Origin of the sequence: uncultured Nevskia sp., assembly GCF_903885465.1 — a bacterium.
GTDB lineage: Bacteria > Pseudomonadota > Gammaproteobacteria > Nevskiales > Nevskiaceae > Nevskia.
Genome location: NZ_CAISIQ010000397.1, coordinates 1 through 20,761, shown reverse-complemented (window position 1 = coordinate 20,761; position 20,761 = coordinate 1). Strand labels below are relative to the sequence as shown.

Sequence of the window (20,761 nt, the reverse complement as noted above, 5' to 3'; positions counted from 1 at the left end):
CATCATCGGGCCGCGCACGGCGCAGCCCGATGTCTGGAGTTGATGAACCATGTATACGCTGCGTGCCCGACTGGCTCGCTGGGTGCTCGGGCACCGGCGGCTTTCGTTTGCGATCTTTGGCCTGATCACACTGTTCTTCGCCGCCGGCCTGCCTAGAGTCAAGCTGGAAACCGTCTTCCGTGACCTGCTGCCGACCGACGATCCTTTCGTGCAGGTCTACAAGGCGCACCCGAACTTCGGCAGTCCGCTGATGGTGATGGTGATGCTGCGGGTCAAGGAAGGCGACATCTTCAACCCGGTGACCCTGGCCAAGACCTGGCAGTTCACGCGCGACATCGACAAGGCCCCCGGTGTCGATCACGAGCAGATCCTGTCGATCACCACCGAGAAGGCGCGCTACTCGGAAGCCACGCCGTTCGGCATCGACATGCGGCCGCTGATGTCTGATCACTCGCCGGCCGATGCCGAGGAAGTGGCCGACTTCCGCCGCAGAGTCGACCGTGCACCGAACGTGCGCACCTTCCTGATCAGCGAGGACAACCGCTCGACGATCATCATGGCGACGTTCATCGAGGACAAGGTCGATTACGGCACGGCCTTCGAATACGTCGAGGCACTCGCCCAAGGCGCCCGCGATGCCAATACCGAAGTCTTCATCGCCGGCCAGCCGACGCTGATCGGCTGGGTCTACCGCTACGAGTGGCAGATGGTCGGTATCTTCGCCGTCACTCTGGGCCTGCTGATCGCCTCGCTGGCGCTGTACATGCGCAACATGGTCGGCGTGCTGACGCCGATCCTGACCAGCGCCACGGCGGCGATCTGGGCCTTCGGCCTGGTTGGCTGGCTGAATATCTCGATCGAACCGCTGCTGATGATCGTGCCGCTGCTGCTGACGGCGCGCTCGTTCTCGCATTCGGTGCAGTTCACCGAGCGCTATTACGAGATCTACGCGCACGTCAAAGACCGCGTGAAAGCCGCCGAAATCACTATGAGCGTGATGATGGCGCCGAGCGTGCTCGGCATCTTCACCGACGTGCTCGGCATCGTCGTGGTCATGGCCGCGCCGATCCCGGCAATGGTTCGCCATGCGATCTTCTGCGGCATGTGGGCGGTCTGGCTGATCCCCACCGGCTGCGTGCTGATCTCGCTGCTGCTGGCCACCTTGCCGGCACCGGACAACGTTCAGTCGCTGACCGGCCACGGCAAGGAATCCGGCGTCCATCGGCGCATCCAGCGCCTGCTCGCGGCGATCTCCAGCATCACCCACGGCCCACGAGCCAAGCTGACCTCGGTGGTCGTCGTGATCCTGTCGGTACTGGTGGTCTGGACCTCGTCGCAGATCAAGATCGGCAACCCGGTGGAAGGCACCAACCTGCTCTGGAACGACTCGGCTTTCAATCAGTCGGTGCGGGCGATCAATGGCAGCTTCCCTGGCGTCAACACGCTGGAGATCGTGCTGGAGGCGAAGAACCCGGACTCGACGGAGTGGGCCTCGCACACGGTCGATGCCTACGAAACCATGACCCGGTTGCAGGATCTGATGGAGAAGGGGCCGAATCCGCCGCGGGCCACGCTGTCGTTTGCCGACTACCTGCGCGAATCGAACCGCCTGTTCAACGGCGGTGACCCGCGCTGGTCGACGATCGATCCACGCGAACGCGCGGTGTCCTCGGCGGCGATCGGCGCGATGATGGGGTCGAGCAGCAAGAATTTCAGCCATGTCGTCGATCCCAGCCTGCAGCACTCGACGGTGTCGCTCTGGTATCCCGACAACAAGCAGGAAACCGTCGACGCCGCACTGGCTTCGGCAACGGCGGCGGTGGCCGCGGTCGGTGTCGACCACAAGGATTTCACCGTACGCCTGGCAACCGGCACCATCGCGCTGCAGGAAGCGGTGAACCGGGTCATCAAGCGCTATCAGTGGGTGGTGATCGTGGTGCTGAACGTGTTCGTGTTCATCCTTTGCGCGTTCGCCTACAAGTCGATGGTCGCGGGCCTGATCCTGCTGATTCCGGTCAATCTCGCCAATGAAGCGCTGATCGCGGCGATGCACCTGCTCGGTGTCGGTCTCGATACCAATTCGATGATCGTCGCGGCGATCGGTGTCGGTGTCGGCATCGATTACGGCATCTATCTGCTATCGCGTATCTGTGAGGAAATCCAGACGACTTCCGGCACGCCGGATCAGCGCTGGGCGATGGCGATCGACTCGGCGCTGCGGACCACCGGTAAGGCGATCCTGTTCACCGCCAGCGTCATGGTGATCGGCATCATTCCCTGGTATGTGATGTCCGGCCTGAAGTTCGTCGCCGACATGGGCCTGCTGCTGATTGCGATCATGGGCATCAACATGATTTTGGCGCTGGTGGTGCTGCCGCTGATCGTCTGGTGGGTACGACCGAAATTCGCGCTGCGGCCGAATTCGCTGGTCAGTGAAGGTGTCGATCTGGCGTTGTTCACCGACGGCGGCGTGACCGGCAAGATCTGAGCGATGGTAGCGGCTACTGCGCGCCTACCCGAACGGGCGGCGGCGTGGCCGTTGCCGCACTGTCACCCTCGGAAACGCTCAGAACTCATTTCAGATTGCAGAGACGACCGGCCGATCGAAGCTGGCGCCATCAACGTGCCTACCGAGGAGCAGATCCATGGATGACCGCAGCCCCATTTCCACCAAGACGGCTGATTTCGATGCCATCGTCGTCGGCGCCGGCTTCGCCGGCATGTTCATGCTTCATCGTCTGCGCCAGCAGGGCCTGAAGGCTCGCGTCTTCGAGCGTGGCAGCGGCGTTGGCGGCACCTGGTTCTGGAACCGTTATCCGGGCGCGCGCTGCGATACCGAATCGATGGAGTACAGCTACCAGTTCGACGATGCGCTGCAGCAGGAATGGAACTGGCCGGAACGCTATTCCGCGCAGCCAGAGATCCTGAAGTACGCGAATCACGTGGCCGATCGCTACGATCTGCGTTCCGATCTGCAGTTCAACACCAAGGTGCTGAGCGCCAGCTTCGATGAATCCCGCAACTGCTGGACGATCGAGACCGACGACGGCAAGCGTGTCACGGCCCGCTATTTCATCATGGCCACCGGCACGCTTTCGATTGCCAACAAGCCGCAGTTTCCGGGTGTCGAAACGTTCAAGGGCCGCGTGCTGTACACCAGCGACTGGCCGCACGAAGGTGTGGATTTCACCGGCCGCAAGGTCGGCCTGATCGGCACCGGCTCCTCGGGCATCCAGTCGACGCCGCACATCGCCGCACAGGCCGATCATCTGACCGTGTTCCAGCGCACGCCGAACTTCTCGGTGCCGGCCCGCAACCGGCCGTTGAGCGAAGCGGATCGCAACGCCACCAAGGCCCGCTACGGCGAACTGCGCAAGTTCACCTACGAGCAGCCGTTCGCGACCGATTTCCACCTCAACGACCAGTCCGCCCTCAGCGTTTCGCCGGAAGAGCGGAAGCGGATCTATGAACAGCGCTGGAACGAGTACGGCGGCCTGCACTTCATGGCCGCGTTCAACGATCTGATGTTCAACTCGGAAGCGAACAAGACGGTCGCCGAGTTCATCGTCGACAAGATCCACGGCATCGTCGAAGACCCGGCCAAGGCGGAAATCCTGGCGCCGCGTAATGGCGTGGTCGGCTGCAAGCGCCTGTGCAGCGACACTGACTACTTCGAAACCTTCAACCGCGACAACGTCAGCCTCGTCGACGTCAGCAAGCAGCCGATCGAGTCGTTCACCGCCAACAGCATCAAGGTCGGTGGCAACGAATACCCGGTCGACGACATCGTCTTCGCCACCGGTTTCGATGCGATGACCGGTGCCCTGCTCGGCGTCGATATCAAGGGCCGCAACGGTCAGCCACTGCGTGACAAGTGGAGCGCCGGCCCGCGCACCTATCTGGGCCTGCAGACGGTCGGCTTCCCGAACCTGTTCTTCATCTCCGGGCCGGGCAGCCCGTCGGTGCTGACCAACATGATGGTGTCGATCGACCAGCACGTGAACTTCATCAGCGACACCATCCGCCATCTGGAACAGGCCGGTGTCGCACTGATCGAGCCGCAGCAGCCGGCCGAGGACGCTTGGGTCGATCACGTCAACGAAGTCGCCGACCTGACCGTCTACCCGACCTGCAACAGCTGGTACCTCGGCTCCAACGTGCCGGGCAAGACCCGCGTGTTCATGCCTTACGTCGGCTTCAACACCTATGTCGACAAGTGCAAGGACGTGGTCGCCAAGGGTTACGAGGGGTTCACTTTGGTTCGTCGCGCGGCTGAAACGGCTTAAGCAGCCGGCAATGTCTGCCACCGCGCCGATCACCGCTGCCGCCGTCGAGCGCTGCATCCACGACTACATCGCCGCCTGGAATGCCCGTGATTTCCCGGCGATGGCCTCGTTCTTCACCGAACCCTCGGTGTTCGTGCTGGCGGCCGGCACCCATGTGCTGGTGGATCGCGCAGCGCTGGTCGCCTTTCTGCGCGAGGTCTTCGCCGCGCTCGAGGCGGCCGGCTTCGGTCACACCGAGATCGGCGAGATCACCACGAAACGCTGCGCGGCCGGCTTGATGCAGGCCGAGGTCGCCGACATTCGCCGCTATCACCGCGAGGGTCAGCTGCTGGAAACCATCGAGGTGCAGTACACGCTGCGCCGCGATGCCGACGGCGCGTTGCGGATGATCTCGGCGTTGTGGTGCGAGCCGGGTTGGCGCCGCGCTTCCGCGACCTAGCGAGCGACCGAGATCCCCAGACCGACGCGAGTGACCGAGCGGTTGTAGTCGAGCAGGCTTTCGCCGTAGCCCTGCCAGAAATAGGCCGTCCAGAAGAAGTTCTCGCCGGGTCCCGGCACCGAATAGCGCAGCGAAAAGGCACCACGCCCGGTGGTCGGGTTGTAGCGCACCAGGGTGCTGGCCTGATGGCGGGTGAACATGCGCTGCTGCACCTGCAGTTCGGTATAGCCGAGGTAATCCTGGATGTCCGGGTTGTCGTCGCGTTTCGGATCGGTAACCGCGCGCTTCTGGTCCTCGGGCAAGCGATACCACCACTTCCAGTAGACCAGCGTGCCCTGGTGCTCGTAGAACGGCGCGAAGTAGAGGCGATTCCAGCTGCGCGAATCGGGCAGTTCGCGGCCGTTCGATTCATGCTCAAGGCCGAAATCGGCGCCAAGGTTCAGCCAGCGGGCGCGATTGATCGGCTTGAAGCGGTAGAACACTTCCGGGTTGAAGTTGTTGTCGCGGAACGGCTTGGAGTCGGCCCCGTTGAAAGCCTGCAGAAACGACTTCTGCGAGTAGGCAAAAAAGATCGGGTAGTCGAACAGCTTCAACTTGCCGCTGATCGTGAACAGCACTTCGCTGGAACTGCCGGGATAGCGGCCTGAGTAGGTGGCCGGTAGCAGGTACATCGACTTGTACAGGCTCAGGCCCTTGGTATCGGAGGTCAGCGCGAAGGTGTCCGGGTCGACGATGATTCGCCACGAGGTGCTGCGCCGCTTCTCGTATTCGGCCTGTTCCTCGGCCGGACTCAGCGTTCGCGTCGCGGCGGCTGGCGGCGGCGTTGCCGATTCGTCGGCAAGGCCATGATTGATCGCGTCGGCCACGGCCTCGGGCCGCGGTAGCGGCGCCGGGACGGGTTCGTCGGCACCGGCGGGAAGTGCGGAACCACAAGCTATGATGATGGAGGCCGCCAGCCATCTACCGCAGTGAGTCATTGCTGATCCTGGAATTTCGGGGATAGTTGGCACGATAACGGAAATCACCGTTGCTTCCGCAGCGGCGTCCAGCTTCACAACAACCGGACTCCCGATGCTGAAGGAAATCGCGCTGTTTCTCGCCGCTGCCGTGATCGCCGTGCCGCTGTTCAAGCGGCTGGGCCTCGGTGCCGTGCTCGGCTATCTGTTCGCCGGCCTGCTGATCGGCCCCAGCGGCCTGGGCCTGATCGAGGGCGTCGAGCGGGTGCTGCACGTCTCCGAATTCGGCGTGGTGCTGCTGATGTTCGTGATCGGCCTGGAATTGCAGATCAGCCGCCTGTGGCGGCTGCGCGCTCATGTTTTCGGCCTCGGCGGTGCCCAGGTGCTGCTGACGGCGGCGGCACTCACCGGCTGCGCGATTGCGCTCGGCTTGCCCAGCGATGCCGCGATCGTCGCGGGTTTTGCGCTGGCGATGTCGTCGACTGCCTTCGTGCTGCAGATGCTCGCCGAGCGCAAGGAACTGGCCGATCACCACGGCCGGGCGGCGTTCTCGATCCTGCTGTTCCAGGACATCGCGGTGATTCCGTTCCTGGCCTTGCTGCCACTGCTCGGCACGCCGATCGCCGGCCACAGTTCCGGCGGCTGGCTGGGTGGCGCGAAAGCGCTGGCGGTCGTGGTGCTGGTGGTGGTTGGCGGTCGCTACCTGTTGCGGCCGATCTTCCGCCGGCTGGCAGCGGTCGAGATGCCCGAAGTGTTCACCGCCGCGGCCCTGTTGATCGTCACCGGCACGGCGCTGGCGATGGAGGCCGTCGGCCTGTCGATGTCGCTCGGCGCTTTCCTGGCCGGCGTGCTGCTGGCCGATTCCGAGTATCGCCACGAATTGCAGGCCGACATCGAGCCGTTCAAGGGCTTGCTGCTCGGACTGTTCTTCATTGCCGTCGGCATGTCGGCGCAGCTGAGCCTGGTCATGCTCGCGCCGCTGGTGGTGCTGGGCCTGACCTTCGGCCTGATCGCGGTCAAGAGCAGCATCCTGTACTTCATCGGCCGTGTTTCCGGCCTGGCTAATGATTCGGCGCTGAAGCTGGCCTTCGCCCTGCCGCAAGGCGGTGAATTCGCTTTCGTGCTGTTCGGCGTCGCAGCCACGGCCGGCGTTTTGCAGGAAGGCATGAAGGATCTGCTGATCGTGGTCGTCACCGCGTCGATGATCGCCACGCCGCCGCTGTATGCACTGATCGCACGCTGGAGCCAGGGCAAGGCGGAACCGCCTGCCTATGATCCGATCGACGCACCCGAGCACGACATCCTGATCGCCGGCTTCGGGCCGTTCGGGCAGATCGTCGGCCGCATGCTGCGAGTCAAGCGGATTCCGTACACGGTGCTCGAGCGCGACGCACGACAGGTGGATTTCGTGCGCCAGTTCGGCAACACCATCTTCTACAGCGATGCTGGAAGAGTGGAGGTGTTGCGCGCCGCCAAGGCCGACAAGGCGCGCTACTTCGTGCTCGCCATCGCCGATGTCGAGCAAAGCCTGCGCATCGCCGAAGTGGTCCGCCGGAACTTCCCGAACCTGCGCATTTTCGCCTGTGCCCGCGACCGCCCGCATGCGATGCGGCTGATGGATCTCGGCATCACCGACATCATCCGGCGCAGCTATGCGTCCAGCCTGGAAGCCGCCGGCTCGCTGCTGCAGGCGCTCGGCGAACCGGAGCATCAGATCAAGCGCGAGCTGGAGCGCTTCCGCCATTTCGATCAGGAAACGCTGCTCAAGCAGCACGCGATCTATCGCGACGAGCAGGCGCTGGTGCAGACCGCCAAGGAGTTCTCGAAAGAGCTCGAACAACTGTTCGAAGCCGACGCGCTGGCGGCCGAGAAAGCGGCGAGCTAGCTCAAGCCCCACGTAAGCTTTCGCCCAAAAAAGAGGCCGCGAGAGCAGTGCTCATCGCGGCCCAAGGCTCAGGGTCTGGAGGAGAAACAGTGCAGCGGTGTTGCGGTTGCAGCAGGAAAAAAGGGACCAATCAGGAAGCGAGTGCGTAACGCGGTCGGTTCGATGAAGCGATCGACGGTGATTCGGTGCCGATCTGGCGCTGTACCGTCATCGCCGTGCGGATCAGTGCCTGGGTCGACTGGCCCTGATCCGGATAGCGGCTGTGGCCGATGCCCCAGGTGAAGCGAAAACTGTCGCCGCCTTCGACGATCGGCGTCGACAGCAGGCCGCAGAAACCGGTGACCGCCGCAGCCGTGTCGCGCTCGCCCTGTTCGCGAACGAACAGGATCAGGCCGTCATAGGACAGACGGGCCAGCACGTCGTCGCTGGCCAGTTCCTGGTTGAGACGCTCGGCCAGCAGCTTCAGCACACGATTCATCCGTGCATCACCGTGGCGCTGCAGCAGCACCCGGAAATCGCGCAGTTCGGCGTAGATCAGACCGAACGGGCTGATGTCGCGGCGATTGGCGTCAACCAGTTGCTTGAGCAGCTTCTCGGTGAACAGGCTGCGATTCGGCAGGCCAGTGGCGCTGTCGTAGTAGGCGAGGCGATGCACTCTTTCGACTTCGGCCTGCTCGACTTCGCGCTGGGCGCGGCGCTCGAGCCAGCGCTGGTCGAGACGCAAGCCGCAAAGCACGGCGAGCATCGCGCCGACAGCGATCGAGGCCAGCATCAGGCCGCGAGCGATTCCGGCTTCGGCACCTGCCAGCGCCTGGCCGGTGGATTCGATGCTGGCGAACTGCAGACTGCTCAACAGCGCGCCGATCAGCAGCGCGGCACCGATCTTCGGGAGCGGCGCGAGATTCAGCGGGCTGCGGCTGATCATGACGATGGTCAGCAGCATGGTGAGGGATGACGCGATCCAGGCTAGCGCGGCGTACATCGGGGTGGCCGCGGTGGCGACGCCGAGGCCGATCGCCAGATCGCCAACCTGGTTCATCAGCAGCAGGCCGGTGCCGATCGCGGCAGCGCCGAGCGCCTGCCAGATCAGCCGGCGCAGCTTGGTGAAAGCGCGTGTACGGCTGGCCAGATCGATCACGCAACCGACCGCGACGACTGCGATGCAGGTCGTGGCGATGAGCAGCGAAATGTCGAACGATCTATGCATGGAATCCTCTTTCGATGTGGCCATTGTCGGTAGGCAAGAAGGCTGCGAACCCCGCCACCGATGACCGGCACCGATACCGGAACAAGCGGGTTCGATCGGGCCGGCAGCGAAAATGAACGGCAGCGATCGGCCGACCAATGGCGCGGCTGCGCATCTCGTCGGAAGTGCTTGCGAATGTGCGTTCGGACCGGTCGCCGCCGCGCATAATCCAGCCACGATGACCGCAATCATTCCGCAGGTGCTGGTGTCCCTGGTCGCGCTGGGAATGGCCCTGGCGTTCATCTCGGCCGACCGCGAATCGCCGACTTCGCGAGCATTGGCGGCCTCGCTGGCCTGGATCGGTATCGCGATCTTCGTCAATTCGAGCTGGCTGGAACTGTCGCCACATTGGACTTCCGCTGGCGCGCGGATCGGCGGCTGGCTGGCGATCACCGAATCGCTGGCCATCATCACGGTGCTGGAATGGCTGCTGCGCGTGCGCCGGACGATTCCAGCCGGTGCGCTCGATACCCGTGGCGGCGACGGCATGCTGCGTCTCGGCCAGGCCTCCGGCGTGCTGTACAGCGTCTTCGCGATTGTCGCCCCCGAACTGCGCGCCAGCGAATTCCAGTTTGCCGCCAGCAAACCCGGGGCGCTCGGCCACTTCGGCTTCTGGCTGTTCGCCGGGCCGATCCTGTTCTCCGGGCTGACCGGCCTGATCTCGGTCCTGCTGCTGATGCGCCGTCAGCCAGACCGTCCGGAACGCATTCGCATTGTCGGTTTCGCGGTGGCGATGCCGTTCTTCATGATCGCTTTCGTGCTGTCCGAACAGGCGGCGGCGATCAGCACCTTGATCGGCGAAATGATGCTGCTGATCGGCTCCGTGCACTACCACGTGCTGCAGGGCCAGCGCGGCCAGTTCATGTCGCGCTTCCTGTCGTTCCAGGTGGCCGAACTGGTGCGCCAGCGCGGCATGAAACACGCGATGGAGCAGAACTTTCTCGAGATCACCGTCGTGGTCAGCGATTTGCGCGGCTTCACCGCCTATGCCCAGGCCAATCCCAGCTCACGAGTGATCGACGTGCTGCGCGACTACTACGACGAAGTCGGCAAGGTGGTCGGCGAGTACGGCGGCACGATCAAGGACTACGCCGGCGACGGCATCCTGATGCTGGTCGGCGCGCCGCTGCCGATCCGCGATCACGCGGTGGTCGGCCTGCGCATTGCCCATCGCGTACGCGATGCCGTCACTAACGTTACCCAGCGCTGGTCCAGCGACACGCACGCCCTCGGTATCGGCATCGGCGTGGCCAGCGGCTTCGTCACCGTCGGCGTGATCGGCAGTCAGTCGCGGCTGGAATACACGGCGGTCGGTGCCGCAGTGAATCTGGCCTCGCGGCTCTGCGAACAGGCGCTGCACGGCGAAATCCTGGTCGACGGCCGGACCATGGAACTGGCCGGCGACATCGCCCTGGAGTCGCGGCCGTCGGTCGCGGTGAAGGGCTTTGCCGAGCCGGTCAGTCTGTACGCGCTCCCTGCCGCGATCTAGCTCGCGTCGTCGCGCCGGATCGCGACTTTCACGACGCCCGCTTCATCGAACCAGGCCCGGTACAGCACGCCGGCATTGAACGGCGTGACCAAGGCGCCGTCGCGGCCGATCGCGATGCAGCCGCCGACACCCTGATAGCGGCGGACATCGGCGAGCGCTGCGTCGCAGGCCTCGGCGAGCGAGCGTCCGGCCAGCAGTTGCCCGTGCACGGCGTGGCCGAACAGTGCGCGGATGAAGGATTCGCCGGTGCCGGTGCAGGACACCGCACAGCTGGCATCGTCGGCGAAAGTGCCGGCGCCGAATACCGCGCTGTCGCCGATCCGCCCCGGCAGCTTGTTGGTCAATCCGCCGGTCGAGGTTGCGGCCGCGAGATGACCGTAGCCGTCCCGGGCCACGGCGCCGACGGTGCCGAACGCGGCATCGGGATCGCGAGGCGGCGCGTCATCGACATGGTCGAGCGCGATCGAGCCGGAAGCTTTTGCGGAAGCGAGCTGTTCCAGGCGCAGCGGAATGATGAAGTGCTCGGGCGCGACCATTGTCAGGCCCAGTTCCTCGGCGATGCGCTCGGCGCCAGCGCCGGCAAAGAACACGTGCGGGGTCTGTTCCATCACCGCGCGAGCGAGGCGAATCGGACTCGCCACGCGGGACACCCCGGCCACCGCGCCACAGCCGCGATCTTCGCCGCGAGCGACCGCGGCATCGAGTTCCGGTTGGCCTTCGCGATTCAATACGGCGCCGACGCCGGCGTTGAACAGCGGACATTGTTCGAGGCGTTCGACGGCCAGGGTCACGGCATCGAGTGCGCTGCCGCCATTACTCAGCAGTCGCGCGGCTTCTTCGGTGATCTCGCGCAGGGCCGCACGCTGCTCCGTTTGCGGTCCGGCGTCGGCGGGCAGGTCTCCGGCGCCGCCGTGCAGTGCGAAGCGGATCAGCTGGGGATTGTGGGTCGGGTTCATGCGTGAATCTTGCCGTGATTCCATGACTGGCGCGCCAGAACGGGACCGGGAACGGAATGGAGCCGCTGTTAAGCTATCGTTCAGACCGGCCGCGTAGCGTCGGCGCACCCGACTCGTCTGCTGCAATCCCTTCCGGAGCTCAACCGATGCGCAGTTCTTCCGTGCTTGTTCGTTCTGTCGTCGCCGCTGTCGCGCTGATCGCCGCAGGCTGCACTTCGTCTGCCACTGTCGTCGATCGCCCAAGCGCGCCGACTATCCAGCAGGTACAGAGCGAGCCGGCCAACGGGCCGCGCTACCGGATCGCGGTGACCAATTTCGAGTACCGCGCGTCCGAGAATCCGGACATCGGCAGCGGCATGGCCGACATGCTCAGCAATGCGCTGTTCAACACCAATCGCTTCATCGTGCTGGAACGCCAGGCGTTGAACGAAGTGACCGCCGAGCAGGACCTGTCGAACTCCAGCCGCTTCAAGAAGGAAACCGCTGCGCCGATCGGCCAGCTGGAAGGCGCGCAGCTGATCATTCGCGGCGCGATCACCTCGTTCGAGTCGAGCTGCAAGGGTGGCTCGCTGATCATCGTTTCGGCCAAGCAGGCCTGCGTGACGCTCAACATCCGCATCATCGATGCTGCCAGCGGCCGCGTGGTCAATGCGACCACGGTCAATGCCACGTCGGCGAACAACAGTGTCGGCATCATCTTCACCGGCGGCGCCTTGCCGGTCGGCCTCGGCGCGTTCTCGAAGACGCCGCTGGAGAACGCGATCCGCAACGCCATCGAACTGGCGGTCAACCACATCGCCAACACCAAGCTCTGAGCCTGGTCGTCGGCAGCGCGCGCTGCCGGTGAGCCTGCCATGCGCAAGCCCTCGCTCCGAACCGCGATCCTGCTGACAGCGATTGCTGCGGCCGCCGGCCTGCTCGTGGCCTGCACTGGCAGCAAGGTGGTGCGCGGTGAAGGCCAGACCATCGAGCAGGCGCGCGCCGAGCGCTACGACGGCCCGAAGTACCGCATCGCCGTCGGCAACATCATCGACAAGACCGATCCGCTAAAAGAGGCTTCGGTGGTCAAGCAGGTGATCGCGCTCAACGCCAAGCGGCCGGCCGATCAGCAGATGGAAGCATCCGGCATCACCGCCGGCATTCGCGATCTGCTGGTCACCGAGCTGTTCAACAGCGGCCAGTTCATCGTCCTCGAACGCGATGCGCTGAACGTGGCGATCGTCGAGCAGGAGTTTTCTCAGTCGGCGCGGGTCGGCGATGAAACGCGGATTCCGCGCGGCGAGTTGGAAGGCGCGGAATTGCTGGTGGTCGGCGCGCTGACCGCGTTCGATGCTGGCCTGTCTGGTGCTGCGATTCCGATCCCGATTCCGCTCGGCAAGAACTTTTCCAGCTTCGGCGTGATGTCGCTGAGCTTCAAGCGCGGCTTCGCGGCACTCGATCTGCGCATCATCGATACCGCCACCGGCCGTATCGTCGCGTCGACCGCCGTCGAAGGCCGCAACACCAGCTACGGTTTCGATCTGCAGGGCGTCTACGGCAGCGGCTTCGGCTATGTGCCGTTGCCCGGCGTGCTTGGTGCGTTCAGCAAGACGCCGGTCGAAGCCGCGTTGCAGAAGATGGTGACGGCGGCGATCGGCAAGGTCGCCGAACAGAAGCCGAGCAAGACCATCACCACGCCATTGCCGTCGTCGTTGCCGACCTCGGCGGTGCCGTCAAAAGACGTTGCGCCTGCGCCGTCGGTCAAGCCGGTGGTCGGCACGCACTGATCGGTTTCGGCTTGCGGCTAAAACGACGACGGCCGATGCGTGAGCACCGGCCGTCGTGTTGTGCAGCTGCGGAAATCAGCCGTATTTGACCGAACAGCCGTAGGGCTTGGTCACCGGCGTGCTGATCGGCTTGCCGGCCAGCGCTTCGGTCAGCGCGACTTTCAGGAACGGCGTCGCGCCCGCGATATCGGCGGGATCGGGGCTGGCGATGCTGTCGATGCCACCGGCATATTCCAGCTTGCCAGTCGGGTCGATCACGAAGAGATGCGGCGTGGTCTTGGCGCCGTACAGGCGGCCGATATCGCCTTTCGGATCGAGCAGCACGGCGGTCGGTGCGGCACCGCGCGCGGCGGTTAGCTTGTTGGCCGCGGCGCCATCGACATAACCCTGCTGACCGGGTGCCGACGAGATCACCGACAGCCAGACCACGTTCTGCGCCGTGAACTCTTTCTGCAGGCTCTGCATGTTGCCGCTGCCGTAGTGCTTCTTCACGAACGGACAGCCGTCGTTGGTCCATTCCAGCACCACGTGCTTGCCTTTGTAGTCGGTCAGCGACACGGTCTTGCCGTTGCTGTCGACAGCACTGAACGCCGGTGCCGGCGCGCCAAGGCTTGGCGCCGCCCAGGCTGTTGCCGAGAACGCCAGGCCGGCTGCGATCATCCCCAGATTCTTCATCAGACGCATGTTCAAACCTCCTTGTGGTGACAGCGGTTATGGGTTCGGGGCTTGCACGGCAGGTGGCAATGCAGCGACCACCATTTCCGGCGTCAGCAACTGCGGCAGCACCGTGGGTTCGGCAGCACCCGCGTAGACCAGATACAGCGGCACGCCGGAGCGGCCGAAGTGTTCCAGGGTGCGGGTGATCAGCGGATCTTCGCGAGTCCAGTCGCCTTCCAGCCAGACCACCTTGCGTTCGGCGAAGGCGTTTTTCACGGCATCGGAGGCCAAGGCCACGCGCTCGTTGACCTTGCAGGTGATGCACCAGTCAGCCGTGAAATTGACGAACACGGTGCGGCCTTCGGCGCGCAGTTCGGCGAGCCGCGCTTCCGAGTACGGCTCGTAGCCGACGCCCTGCGCGGCGACGTGGGTCGCGGCAATCTTGGTCATCATCGGGCTCGCCAGCAGGGCCAGCGCAGCAGCGATCGCGGCGAGCTTGAGAGCACCGCTGACCAGGCCAGTGCGCTTCCACAGCCATAGCGCGAATGCGATCAGCAGCAGACCGAGCAGCGCCACGGTCATGCCGTTGCGGTCGGTCAGGCCGCCGAGCACCCAGATCAGCCAGAGCGCGGTCAGGTACAGCGGGAAGGCCATGAACTGCTTGAAGGTCTCCATCCAGGCGCCAGGGCGGGGCAGGGCCTTGGCGAGGAACGGAAAGAAGCCGATCGCCAGGAAAGGTAGCGCCAGGCCGAAACCGAGTGCCAGGAACACGCTGATCGCAACCGCCGCCGGCTGTGCCAGCGCATAGCCGAGCGCGGTGCCCATGAACGGCGCGGTGCAGGGGCTGGCGACGGCGACGGCGAGCACGCCGGTGAAGAACGAGGCGCGATAACCACCGCTGCCGACCAGCGACTGGCCGACGCCCATCAGCCGCGTTCCGAATTCGACGACGCCGGACAGCGACAGGCCCATCGCGAAGAACAGATAGGCGAGCGCGGCGACGAACGCCGGCTGCTGCAGTTGAAAGCCCCAGCCGATCACCGAACCGGATCCGCGCAGCACCAGCAGCAGGCCAGCCAGACCGGCGAAGGTGAGCAGCACGCCAGCGGTGTAGAACAGTGCGTGAGCGCGCTGGCGGGCAGCGGTGGCACCACGAGCTTCGACCAGGCTGATCGCCTTGATCGACAGCACCGGAAACACGCAGGGCATCAGGTTCAGAACCACGCCACCGAGCACGGCCAGCAGCAGCACCAGCAAGTAGTTCGGTGACGGCGCCGCGGCGGGCGGAGTTTCCTCGGCCGGCTTCGCGGCGCTGACCGGCACCAGCGCGACCTTGCCCGGCTTGGCACTGATCTCCCAGGCCTTGTCCCGATCGCCATCGTGGACCACCAGCACGCCGTCGACCTTGTCCGGCGCCTTGGTGTAGTAATCGCTGAGCGTCTGCGACAGCCGCAGGCTGCCGTCGGCATCCTTGGCCCAGCGTGGCGCGGCAGAATGGCCGATCAGATCGCCGGCATACGGGAAGAACGAAACCTCGCCGTCACTGGTGATCGCGCCGCGGCGCACGGCCAGCGCAAAGTCCTTCTGGCTACCGCTGTCATAGACCTGGAAGTTCAAGGTCCAGTCGGCCGGGGCCGGCTGCGGCAGCTCGTTGCGTGCCTTCGCGAAGCCGGCGCGATGGTCTTCGTTGATCGCGGTCGCGGCACTGTTGGCAACCACCGGCAGGCTCAGTTCCAGGTCGGCGCTGCCGGGAACACACAGGTCTTTGCAGACCAGCCATTTTGCTTTCGCTTTCAGGACCAGCGGCGCGTCTGCCGTCAGGCCCGGCGCCAGACTCAGCGTGACCGGCAGCAACACCTCTTCGCTGTAGCCGTAGTTGACGATGTCGCCCAGCGTTTCGCGGTGCGGATACGGCCATTGCAGATCACTGGCAGCAGCGCCTTCCGGCAGGGTCCAGCTGATCGAGGTCGGAATGCCGGAATCGCCCGGATTGCGCCAGTAGACATGCCAGCCTTTCTGCGGCGCGATGCGTAGCGCCAAGCTGTTGTCGGCACCGCTGACCAGGGCGTTTGCTTCCGAAACCAGTTCGGCTTCGACGTGCTCGGTCTTCACCGCGGCAGCTTGCGCGGAGATAGAAAAAGCGGCGCCCGCAAGCGCTACGAGAATGGCGGTGGTGTACGGTAGAGCGCGCATGGAAACCTGAAGAAAGACCCGGAAAAGAGCCCGGAAAAACCAGAGGAACGCGACAGTGTACGCAGGCGCCCGAAGCTTACAGACAGCCTGCTGCCGGCTCGGTTCCGGCGCATTGCTGCTGTGGCTTGTCTGCAGCGACCTGAGTGCCAATGACACGCTGCGCTGCGGTTCGAGAATCGTCGCGACCGAGGACACTCAAAGCGAAGTCCGCGCCGCCTGCGGCGAGCCGGCGCTGCGCGATGTGCAGCCTCAGTTCGATCCGCGCCAAGGCCGCAGCTTCAACGACACCGAGGTCTGGACTTACAACTTCGGCAACAACCAGTTGCTGCGCCTGCTGCGTTTTCGGGGCGGCCGCTTGGTCGACATCGATACCGATGGCTACGGCTTCGTGCCGGCCGAGAACCCGCGCTGCACGCCTTACGACCTGGTCGACGGCCTGTCCAAGTACCGGCTGCTGGCGCGTTGCGGCGAGCCGGCCGAGCGTCGCGAGATGAGTCTGCTGAGCCCGGAGATTCGCCGTTATGGGCGGCGCAGCCAGCAAGGCGAATTCGTCACCGCGATCTATCGCGAGGAATGGGTATACAACTTCGGAGCACGCTCGCTGCTGCGGCGCGTGCTGCTCGAGAACGGCCGGGTCGTGGACGTCGAGGACGACGGCCGTGGCTACGACGATCGGCGCTGAGCGCCGCGGCACCATTGATCTTCAAACTGGCTTCGGAAAGCGCGCACAATTCCTGCCTGAACGCCCCACCTACCGGTGCCCGCCATGCCTCGCAGCCACGATCTCGTCCTGTTTGGTGCCACGGGCTTCACCGGCGGGCTGACCGCCGAATACCTCGCCCGGCATGCACCGGCAAGCGCGCGCTGGGCGCTGGCCGGGCGCAATCTGGTCAAGCTCGATGCGGTGCGCACGCGGCTGGCGGCGATCAATCCGGCCTGCGCGAAGCTGCCACTGATCGAGGCTGACAGCGGCGATACCGCATCGCTGCTGTCACTGGCCGAATCAACCAAGGCGGTGATCACCACCGTCGGTCCTTACGTGCACTTCGGTGAGCCGCTGGTTGCGGCCTGTGCCGCCGCCGGCACCCAGTATGCGGATCTGACCGGCGAGCCGGAGTTCGTCGACCGCATGTGGCTCAAGCACCACGAAACCGCCAAACAGACCGGCGCGCGGCTGGTGCACTGCTGCGGCTTCGACAGCATTCCGCATGATCTCGGCGTCTACTACACCGTGCTGCAGCTACCGGACGATGTGCCGATCCGCATCAACGCCTATGTCAGCCTCGACGCCGAGTTCTCCGCCGGCACCTATCATTCGGCGATCAACGCCTTTGGCCGCGCCGGGCAGTACGCCGGCGTGGCGATGGAGCGGCGGCGGCGCGAGGCGCCGTTGATCGATCGCCGCATCGGCAGCAGCCCGCAGCGCTTGCGCCGCCATCCGGAACTCGGCACCTGGGTGGTGCCGTTTCCGACCATCGATCCCCAGGTGGTCAAGCGTTCGGCAACGATGCTGGAACGCTACGGCCCCGATTTCCGTTACGGACATTTCTTGCAGATGGACAAGTTCTCCCAAGTCGCAAAACTGATCGGCGGCGTCGGCGCCGTGGCTATTGCCTCGCAGCTGAAACCGGCGCGCAACTGGCTGCTCGGCCGCAAGGATTCCGGCGAAGGCCCCAGCGAGGCGAAGCGCAGTGCCAGCTGGTTCCGCGTGCGCTTTCATGCCGTGGCCGGTGATCGGCGGCTGATTACCGAAGTGCGCGGCGGCGATCCGGGCTACGACGAAACCGCGCGGATGCTCGGCGAGTCCGGTTTGAGCCTTGCGTTTGATCGGCTGCCCAAGCGCGCCGGCCAGTTGACCCCGGCGGCGGCGATGGGCGATGCGCTGCTGAAACGACTGCAGCGTTCCGGATTGATCTTCCGCACCGTGGAGCCGGCATGAGCGCGAAACTGATGGTAATGCTGGCCGGCCTGTTCGGCTTCCTCGGCGTCGGCTTCGGGGCCTTTGGCGCCCATGCGCTGAAGGAACGATTGACGCCGGATCTGCTAGCGATCTACCGCACCGCCGTCGAGTACCAGTTCTGGCATGCGCTGGCGCTGATGGCGGTCGGTCTGCTGGCGATGAGCCGACCCGGGCCGTTGCTGAGCGCGTCCGGCTGGTGCTTCGCGATCGGCATCCTGCTGTTCTCCGGCAGCCTGTATGCGCTGGCGCTCAGCGGTGTGCGCGTGCTCGGCGCGATCACGCCGATCGGCGGCCTGTTGTTTCTGATCGGCTGGGTGCTGCTGAGCGTTCACGCCGCGCGGACCTTGTGAGTTCGTGCGCACCCTGCGCGGCTAAACTGCCAGCCCTCCACCTTGCCGAGCATTCGCCGTGAAACACTTCCTGCTGGAAAGCACCTACCTCGTCGCCACCGAACAGCTGCTGTCCGTGCGGCCGGCGCATCGCAGCTACATGCAGGTCGGCATCGATCACGGCCTGCTGCTGCTGGTCGGTCCGCAGGCCAGCGGCGTCGGCGGTCTGATCCTGGCGCGGGCCGATTCGCAGGCGACGGTCGAGGAGTTCTTTGCTTCCGATCCCTACGTCCGCGAAGGCTTTGCCCGCTACCGTTTCGTCGAGTTCACGCCGGTGCTGCACGCGCCGCTGCTGGCCGACTGGGTCGGTCCGGCCTGAGTTCCAAAGCCTGGCTTCAGTGCTGCGTGGCCGCCGCGCTGCGCAGCAACTGCTGGTTGTAGCGGGCGATCTGGGCGATCGCCGAGAACGAGAAGCCGCCGGACGCATGCAGCGGTGCCGTCGCTGCGGCGAGTACCAGACTCAAGTGCACCGTGGTGTCGTTCAGGGCATCGCCGATCAATGGATTCGGCGCGTGGCGCAGGCCGTCGAGCACGTCGAGCAGCGCGCGGATGCGCACCAGCGTGTGATCGCGGGTGACATCATCGCCAGCGATCGTCGGCCGTACCGCACGGGCCGCCGCTTCGAGCGGATGGGTGTCTTCGGTGATCACCGCCGTGATCCGACCATCCTGGCTCAGGGTGGCCACGGCCTGCTCGCTGCCGGCCGATGCTTCCGGCTTCTGGGCCAGGCTGGCGTAGTGCATGAAGTAGTCGTGGAAGCGATCCGGGCGGATCACCCGCACCGGTTCGGGCGCTGATTCGGCGCGATCGAGTGCGGCGGCGCAGGCGTCGAGATGCAGGATGATCGAGCGCATCTCGATCAGCGCGCGGCTGCCGACGGCGGCGTTCTCATCCGCGAGCGCCGCATAGAAGCGGCTGATTGCGTTCGACAGCGGCACGTGGATCGCATCCGGCGATTGCTCGGCGATCGCCATGTGCCGCATCAGCCGTTCGGCATGCGATTTCAAAGCCGGCAGCTGGGCGAGCGCTTCCGGCACGAAGCTGGCAACGGCGGCACAGGCTTCATCGAGCGCGATGCTGTCGTCCGGCGGGGTTTCGTCAAACACCAGGCGGTGATGGGCCGCCAGCGTGGCGCGAGCGAAGACCACCAGCACCGCACCGCGCGTCCGCGCATGGCGGACGGCTTCGATGACCAGTGGCCAGGCGTGGTCGATCGCCGTGCCGTCCTCGAACAGATAGCCGTCGAGATCCTCGTACAACTGGGTGATCAGTTGCTCGGAAAAATCGTGCGGATGCGGCGGCTCGCCGACGGTGGCCGGATCGTGTGCACTGACCATGGTTTCGGTAGTTTCAGTTGGGGAAGTCAGGTCAAACGCAGGCGCGTCAGCTCTTCCTTGAAATAGGCGTAGAAGATCGGCGCGGCGATGATGCCGGCGAGCCCGAAGGCCGCTTCCATCACCATCATCGCGATCAGCAACTCCCAGGCGCGGGAGCGGATCTGTGAGCCGATGATGCGGGCATTCAGGAAGTATTCGAGCTTGTGGATGACGATCAGGTAGGCCAGCGAGATGAACGCCAGTTCCAGCGAATGACCGATGCTGACGGCGACGATCACGGTATTCGAGATCAGGTTGCCGAGGATCGGCAGCAGGCCGGCGATCCAGGTCACCAGCACCAGCGTCTTGACCTGGGGCAGGTCGACGCCGAACGCCGGCAGGGCCACGCCGACATAGATCCAGGTGAACAGCGCGTTGATCGAGGCGATCCAGGTTTGCGCGAACACCACGCGGCGGAACGATTCGGCGAGCCGTGACGAGCGCTCGACGATCGCGCGCGCCAGCGGCCCCCGCGTATGACCGGGCGTGGCTTCGCGCAAGGCCAGCATCGCGCCGACGACCATGCCGATCAGGATGTGGGCGAGGCCGCGGCCGAATGAGCGCCCGAAACCCTGCACCACACTCGAATGTTCACGCAGCCAGACAACGAGATCGCCGCGCAAGGCTTCGGCATCGCTGGGCAGCGATTGGACGATCCACGCCGGCAGGCGGCTGCGCGAGTTGTCGATTGCTTCGGCCAGCCGCTCGAGCAGCGCCGGCACACTGTCGGTGCCATTGCGAAGGAAATTGCCGATCCCGAGCACGGCCGCAGTCAGCAGACCGACGACGATGATGGTCAGCAGCGCAACGGCAACCAGCTTGGCCGGCTCGCGACCCAGCGAGGCCACGCGCAGGCGTGCCGCCAGCAAGTGCACCAGTTCATAGACCAGCAGGCCGGCGAGCAGCGCCGTCAGCAAGTGCAGGTAGAGCACGGCCACCATGACGGCGACAGCGGCGAACAGCGAAAAGGCGTCGGCCCGGCTGAGGCGCGAACCGTTGACAGTCGAATTCATGGCGACATCTTAAAGGACCATGCCGACAATGACGTGACGGACGGAAGTTCGGAGCGCGTCCCTACGCACCGGCGACGGCAATCGGCGAAAATGGCGCCGTGAAAATTGGCAAGCACCTGATCGAACCCGCCCTGATCCTGGCGCCGATGG

Annotated in this window: 18 protein-coding genes; 11 read left to right on the top strand and 7 right to left on the bottom strand. The window is 65.0% G+C overall.

The window, feature by feature from the left end:
- Positions 1-49: 49 nt before the first annotated feature.
- The 3 genes from QZY06_RS15505 to QZY06_RS15495 all read left to right on the top strand — a co-directional run bounded on the left by QZY06_RS15505 (position 50) and on the right by QZY06_RS15495 (position 4,725).
- Positions 50-2,488 carry an MMPL family transporter gene (locus tag QZY06_RS15505; protein ID WP_295685968.1) on the top strand — a complete coding sequence of 813 codons (2,439 nt, stop codon included), beginning with the start codon at positions 50-52 and terminating at the stop codon, positions 2,486-2,488.
- 157 nt (positions 2,489-2,645) lie between these two features.
- Positions 2,646-4,286, top strand: a complete 1,641-nt coding sequence (locus QZY06_RS15500) for an NAD(P)/FAD-dependent oxidoreductase (RefSeq protein WP_295685967.1) — start codon at positions 2,646-2,648, stop codon at positions 4,284-4,286.
- Positions 4,287-4,296: 10 nt separating this feature from the next.
- Entirely contained in the window at positions 4,297-4,725 is a 429-nt protein-coding gene (locus tag QZY06_RS15495; protein WP_295685966.1) for a nuclear transport factor 2 family protein, read from the top strand.
- On the opposite strand, the gene QZY06_RS15490 is transcribed toward QZY06_RS15495, so the two are convergent.
- On the bottom strand, positions 4,722-5,591 hold the full coding sequence (locus QZY06_RS15490) for a phospholipase A (protein ID WP_295685965.1): 870 nt from the start codon (positions 5,589-5,591) through the stop codon (positions 4,722-4,724). The two genes, QZY06_RS15495 and QZY06_RS15490, sit on opposite strands and share 4 nt — an antisense overlap.
- A 205-nt stretch (positions 5,592-5,796) precedes the next feature.
- Here QZY06_RS15490 and QZY06_RS15485 point away from each other — a divergent pair, with 205 nt between their 5' ends.
- Entirely contained in the window at positions 5,797-7,566 is a 1,770-nt protein-coding gene (locus tag QZY06_RS15485) for a monovalent cation:proton antiporter-2 (CPA2) family protein (protein ID WP_295685964.1), read from the top strand.
- A 130-nt stretch (positions 7,567-7,696) separates the two neighbouring features.
- Here the strand turns inward: QZY06_RS15485 and QZY06_RS15480 are convergent, their stop codons facing one another.
- Positions 7,697-8,773 (bottom strand): diguanylate cyclase, encoded by a 1,077-nt coding sequence (locus QZY06_RS15480; protein ID WP_295685963.1) that lies wholly within the window; start codon positions 8,771-8,773, stop codon positions 7,697-7,699.
- 217 nt (positions 8,774-8,990) lie between these two features.
- Between QZY06_RS15480 and QZY06_RS15475 the strand changes: the two genes are divergently transcribed.
- The gene (locus QZY06_RS15475; RefSeq protein WP_295685962.1) at positions 8,991-10,301 is read left to right on the top strand and encodes an adenylate/guanylate cyclase domain-containing protein; all 1,311 of its coding nucleotides are present in this window, start codon (positions 8,991-8,993) and stop codon (positions 10,299-10,301) included.
- On the opposite strand, the gene QZY06_RS15470 is transcribed toward QZY06_RS15475, so the two are convergent.
- Complete coding sequence (locus tag QZY06_RS15470) at positions 10,298-11,257, bottom strand: isoaspartyl peptidase/L-asparaginase (protein ID WP_295685961.1); 960 nt, start codon at positions 11,255-11,257, stop codon at positions 10,298-10,300. The genes QZY06_RS15475 and QZY06_RS15470 overlap by 4 nt on opposite strands.
- 146 nt (positions 11,258-11,403) lie before the next feature.
- Here QZY06_RS15470 and QZY06_RS15465 point away from each other — a divergent pair, with 146 nt between their 5' ends.
- Entirely contained in the window at positions 11,404-12,072 is a 669-nt protein-coding gene (locus QZY06_RS15465; RefSeq protein ID WP_295685960.1) for a CsgG/HfaB family protein, read from the top strand.
- A gap of 39 nt (positions 12,073-12,111) precedes the next feature.
- The gene (locus QZY06_RS15460; RefSeq protein WP_295685959.1) at positions 12,112-13,023 is read left to right on the top strand and encodes a CsgG/HfaB family protein; all 912 of its coding nucleotides are present in this window, start codon (positions 12,112-12,114) and stop codon (positions 13,021-13,023) included.
- A gap of 75 nt (positions 13,024-13,098) precedes the next feature.
- Here QZY06_RS15460 and QZY06_RS15455 read toward each other — a convergent pair whose 3' ends face one another.
- Both QZY06_RS15455 and QZY06_RS15450 read right to left on the bottom strand, forming a co-directional pair.
- A complete protein-coding gene (locus tag QZY06_RS15455) occupies positions 13,099-13,707 on the bottom strand; it encodes a thioredoxin family protein (RefSeq protein WP_295685958.1) in 609 nt (202 codons plus the stop codon).
- Between the two features lie 27 nt (positions 13,708-13,734).
- Positions 13,735-15,873 (bottom strand): protein-disulfide reductase DsbD, encoded by a 2,139-nt coding sequence (locus QZY06_RS15450; RefSeq protein ID WP_295685957.1) that lies wholly within the window; start codon positions 15,871-15,873, stop codon positions 13,735-13,737.
- Between the two features lie 112 nt (positions 15,874-15,985).
- On the opposite strand from QZY06_RS15450, the gene QZY06_RS15445 reads away from it, so the two are divergent.
- From QZY06_RS15445 to QZY06_RS15430, 4 genes are all read left to right on the top strand, one after another.
- Complete coding sequence (locus QZY06_RS15445; RefSeq protein WP_295685956.1) at positions 15,986-16,555, top strand: DUF2845 domain-containing protein; 570 nt, start codon at positions 15,986-15,988, stop codon at positions 16,553-16,555.
- Between the two features lie 84 nt (positions 16,556-16,639).
- Complete coding sequence (locus tag QZY06_RS15440; protein ID WP_295685955.1) at positions 16,640-17,812, top strand: trans-acting enoyl reductase family protein; 1,173 nt, start codon at positions 16,640-16,642, stop codon at positions 17,810-17,812.
- Positions 17,809-18,183, top strand: coding sequence for a DUF423 domain-containing protein (locus QZY06_RS15435; protein ID WP_295685954.1), 375 nt, complete (start codon positions 17,809-17,811; stop codon positions 18,181-18,183). Before QZY06_RS15440 ends, QZY06_RS15435 begins: the two co-directional genes overlap by 4 nt.
- 58 nt (positions 18,184-18,241) lie before the next feature.
- Positions 18,242-18,541 carry a YciI family protein gene (locus QZY06_RS15430; protein WP_295685953.1) on the top strand — a complete coding sequence of 100 codons (300 nt, stop codon included), beginning with the start codon at positions 18,242-18,244 and terminating at the stop codon, positions 18,539-18,541.
- Between the two features lie 16 nt (positions 18,542-18,557).
- Here the strand turns inward: QZY06_RS15430 and QZY06_RS15425 are convergent, their stop codons facing one another.
- A complete protein-coding gene (locus QZY06_RS15425) occupies positions 18,558-19,559 on the bottom strand; it encodes a hypothetical protein (RefSeq protein ID WP_295685952.1) in 1,002 nt (333 codons plus the stop codon).
- Positions 19,560-19,585: 26 nt separating this feature from the next.
- Positions 19,586-20,611, bottom strand: a complete 1,026-nt coding sequence (locus QZY06_RS15420) for an AI-2E family transporter (protein WP_295685951.1) — start codon at positions 20,609-20,611, stop codon at positions 19,586-19,588.
- Between the last annotated feature and the right edge of the window lie 150 nt (positions 20,612-20,761).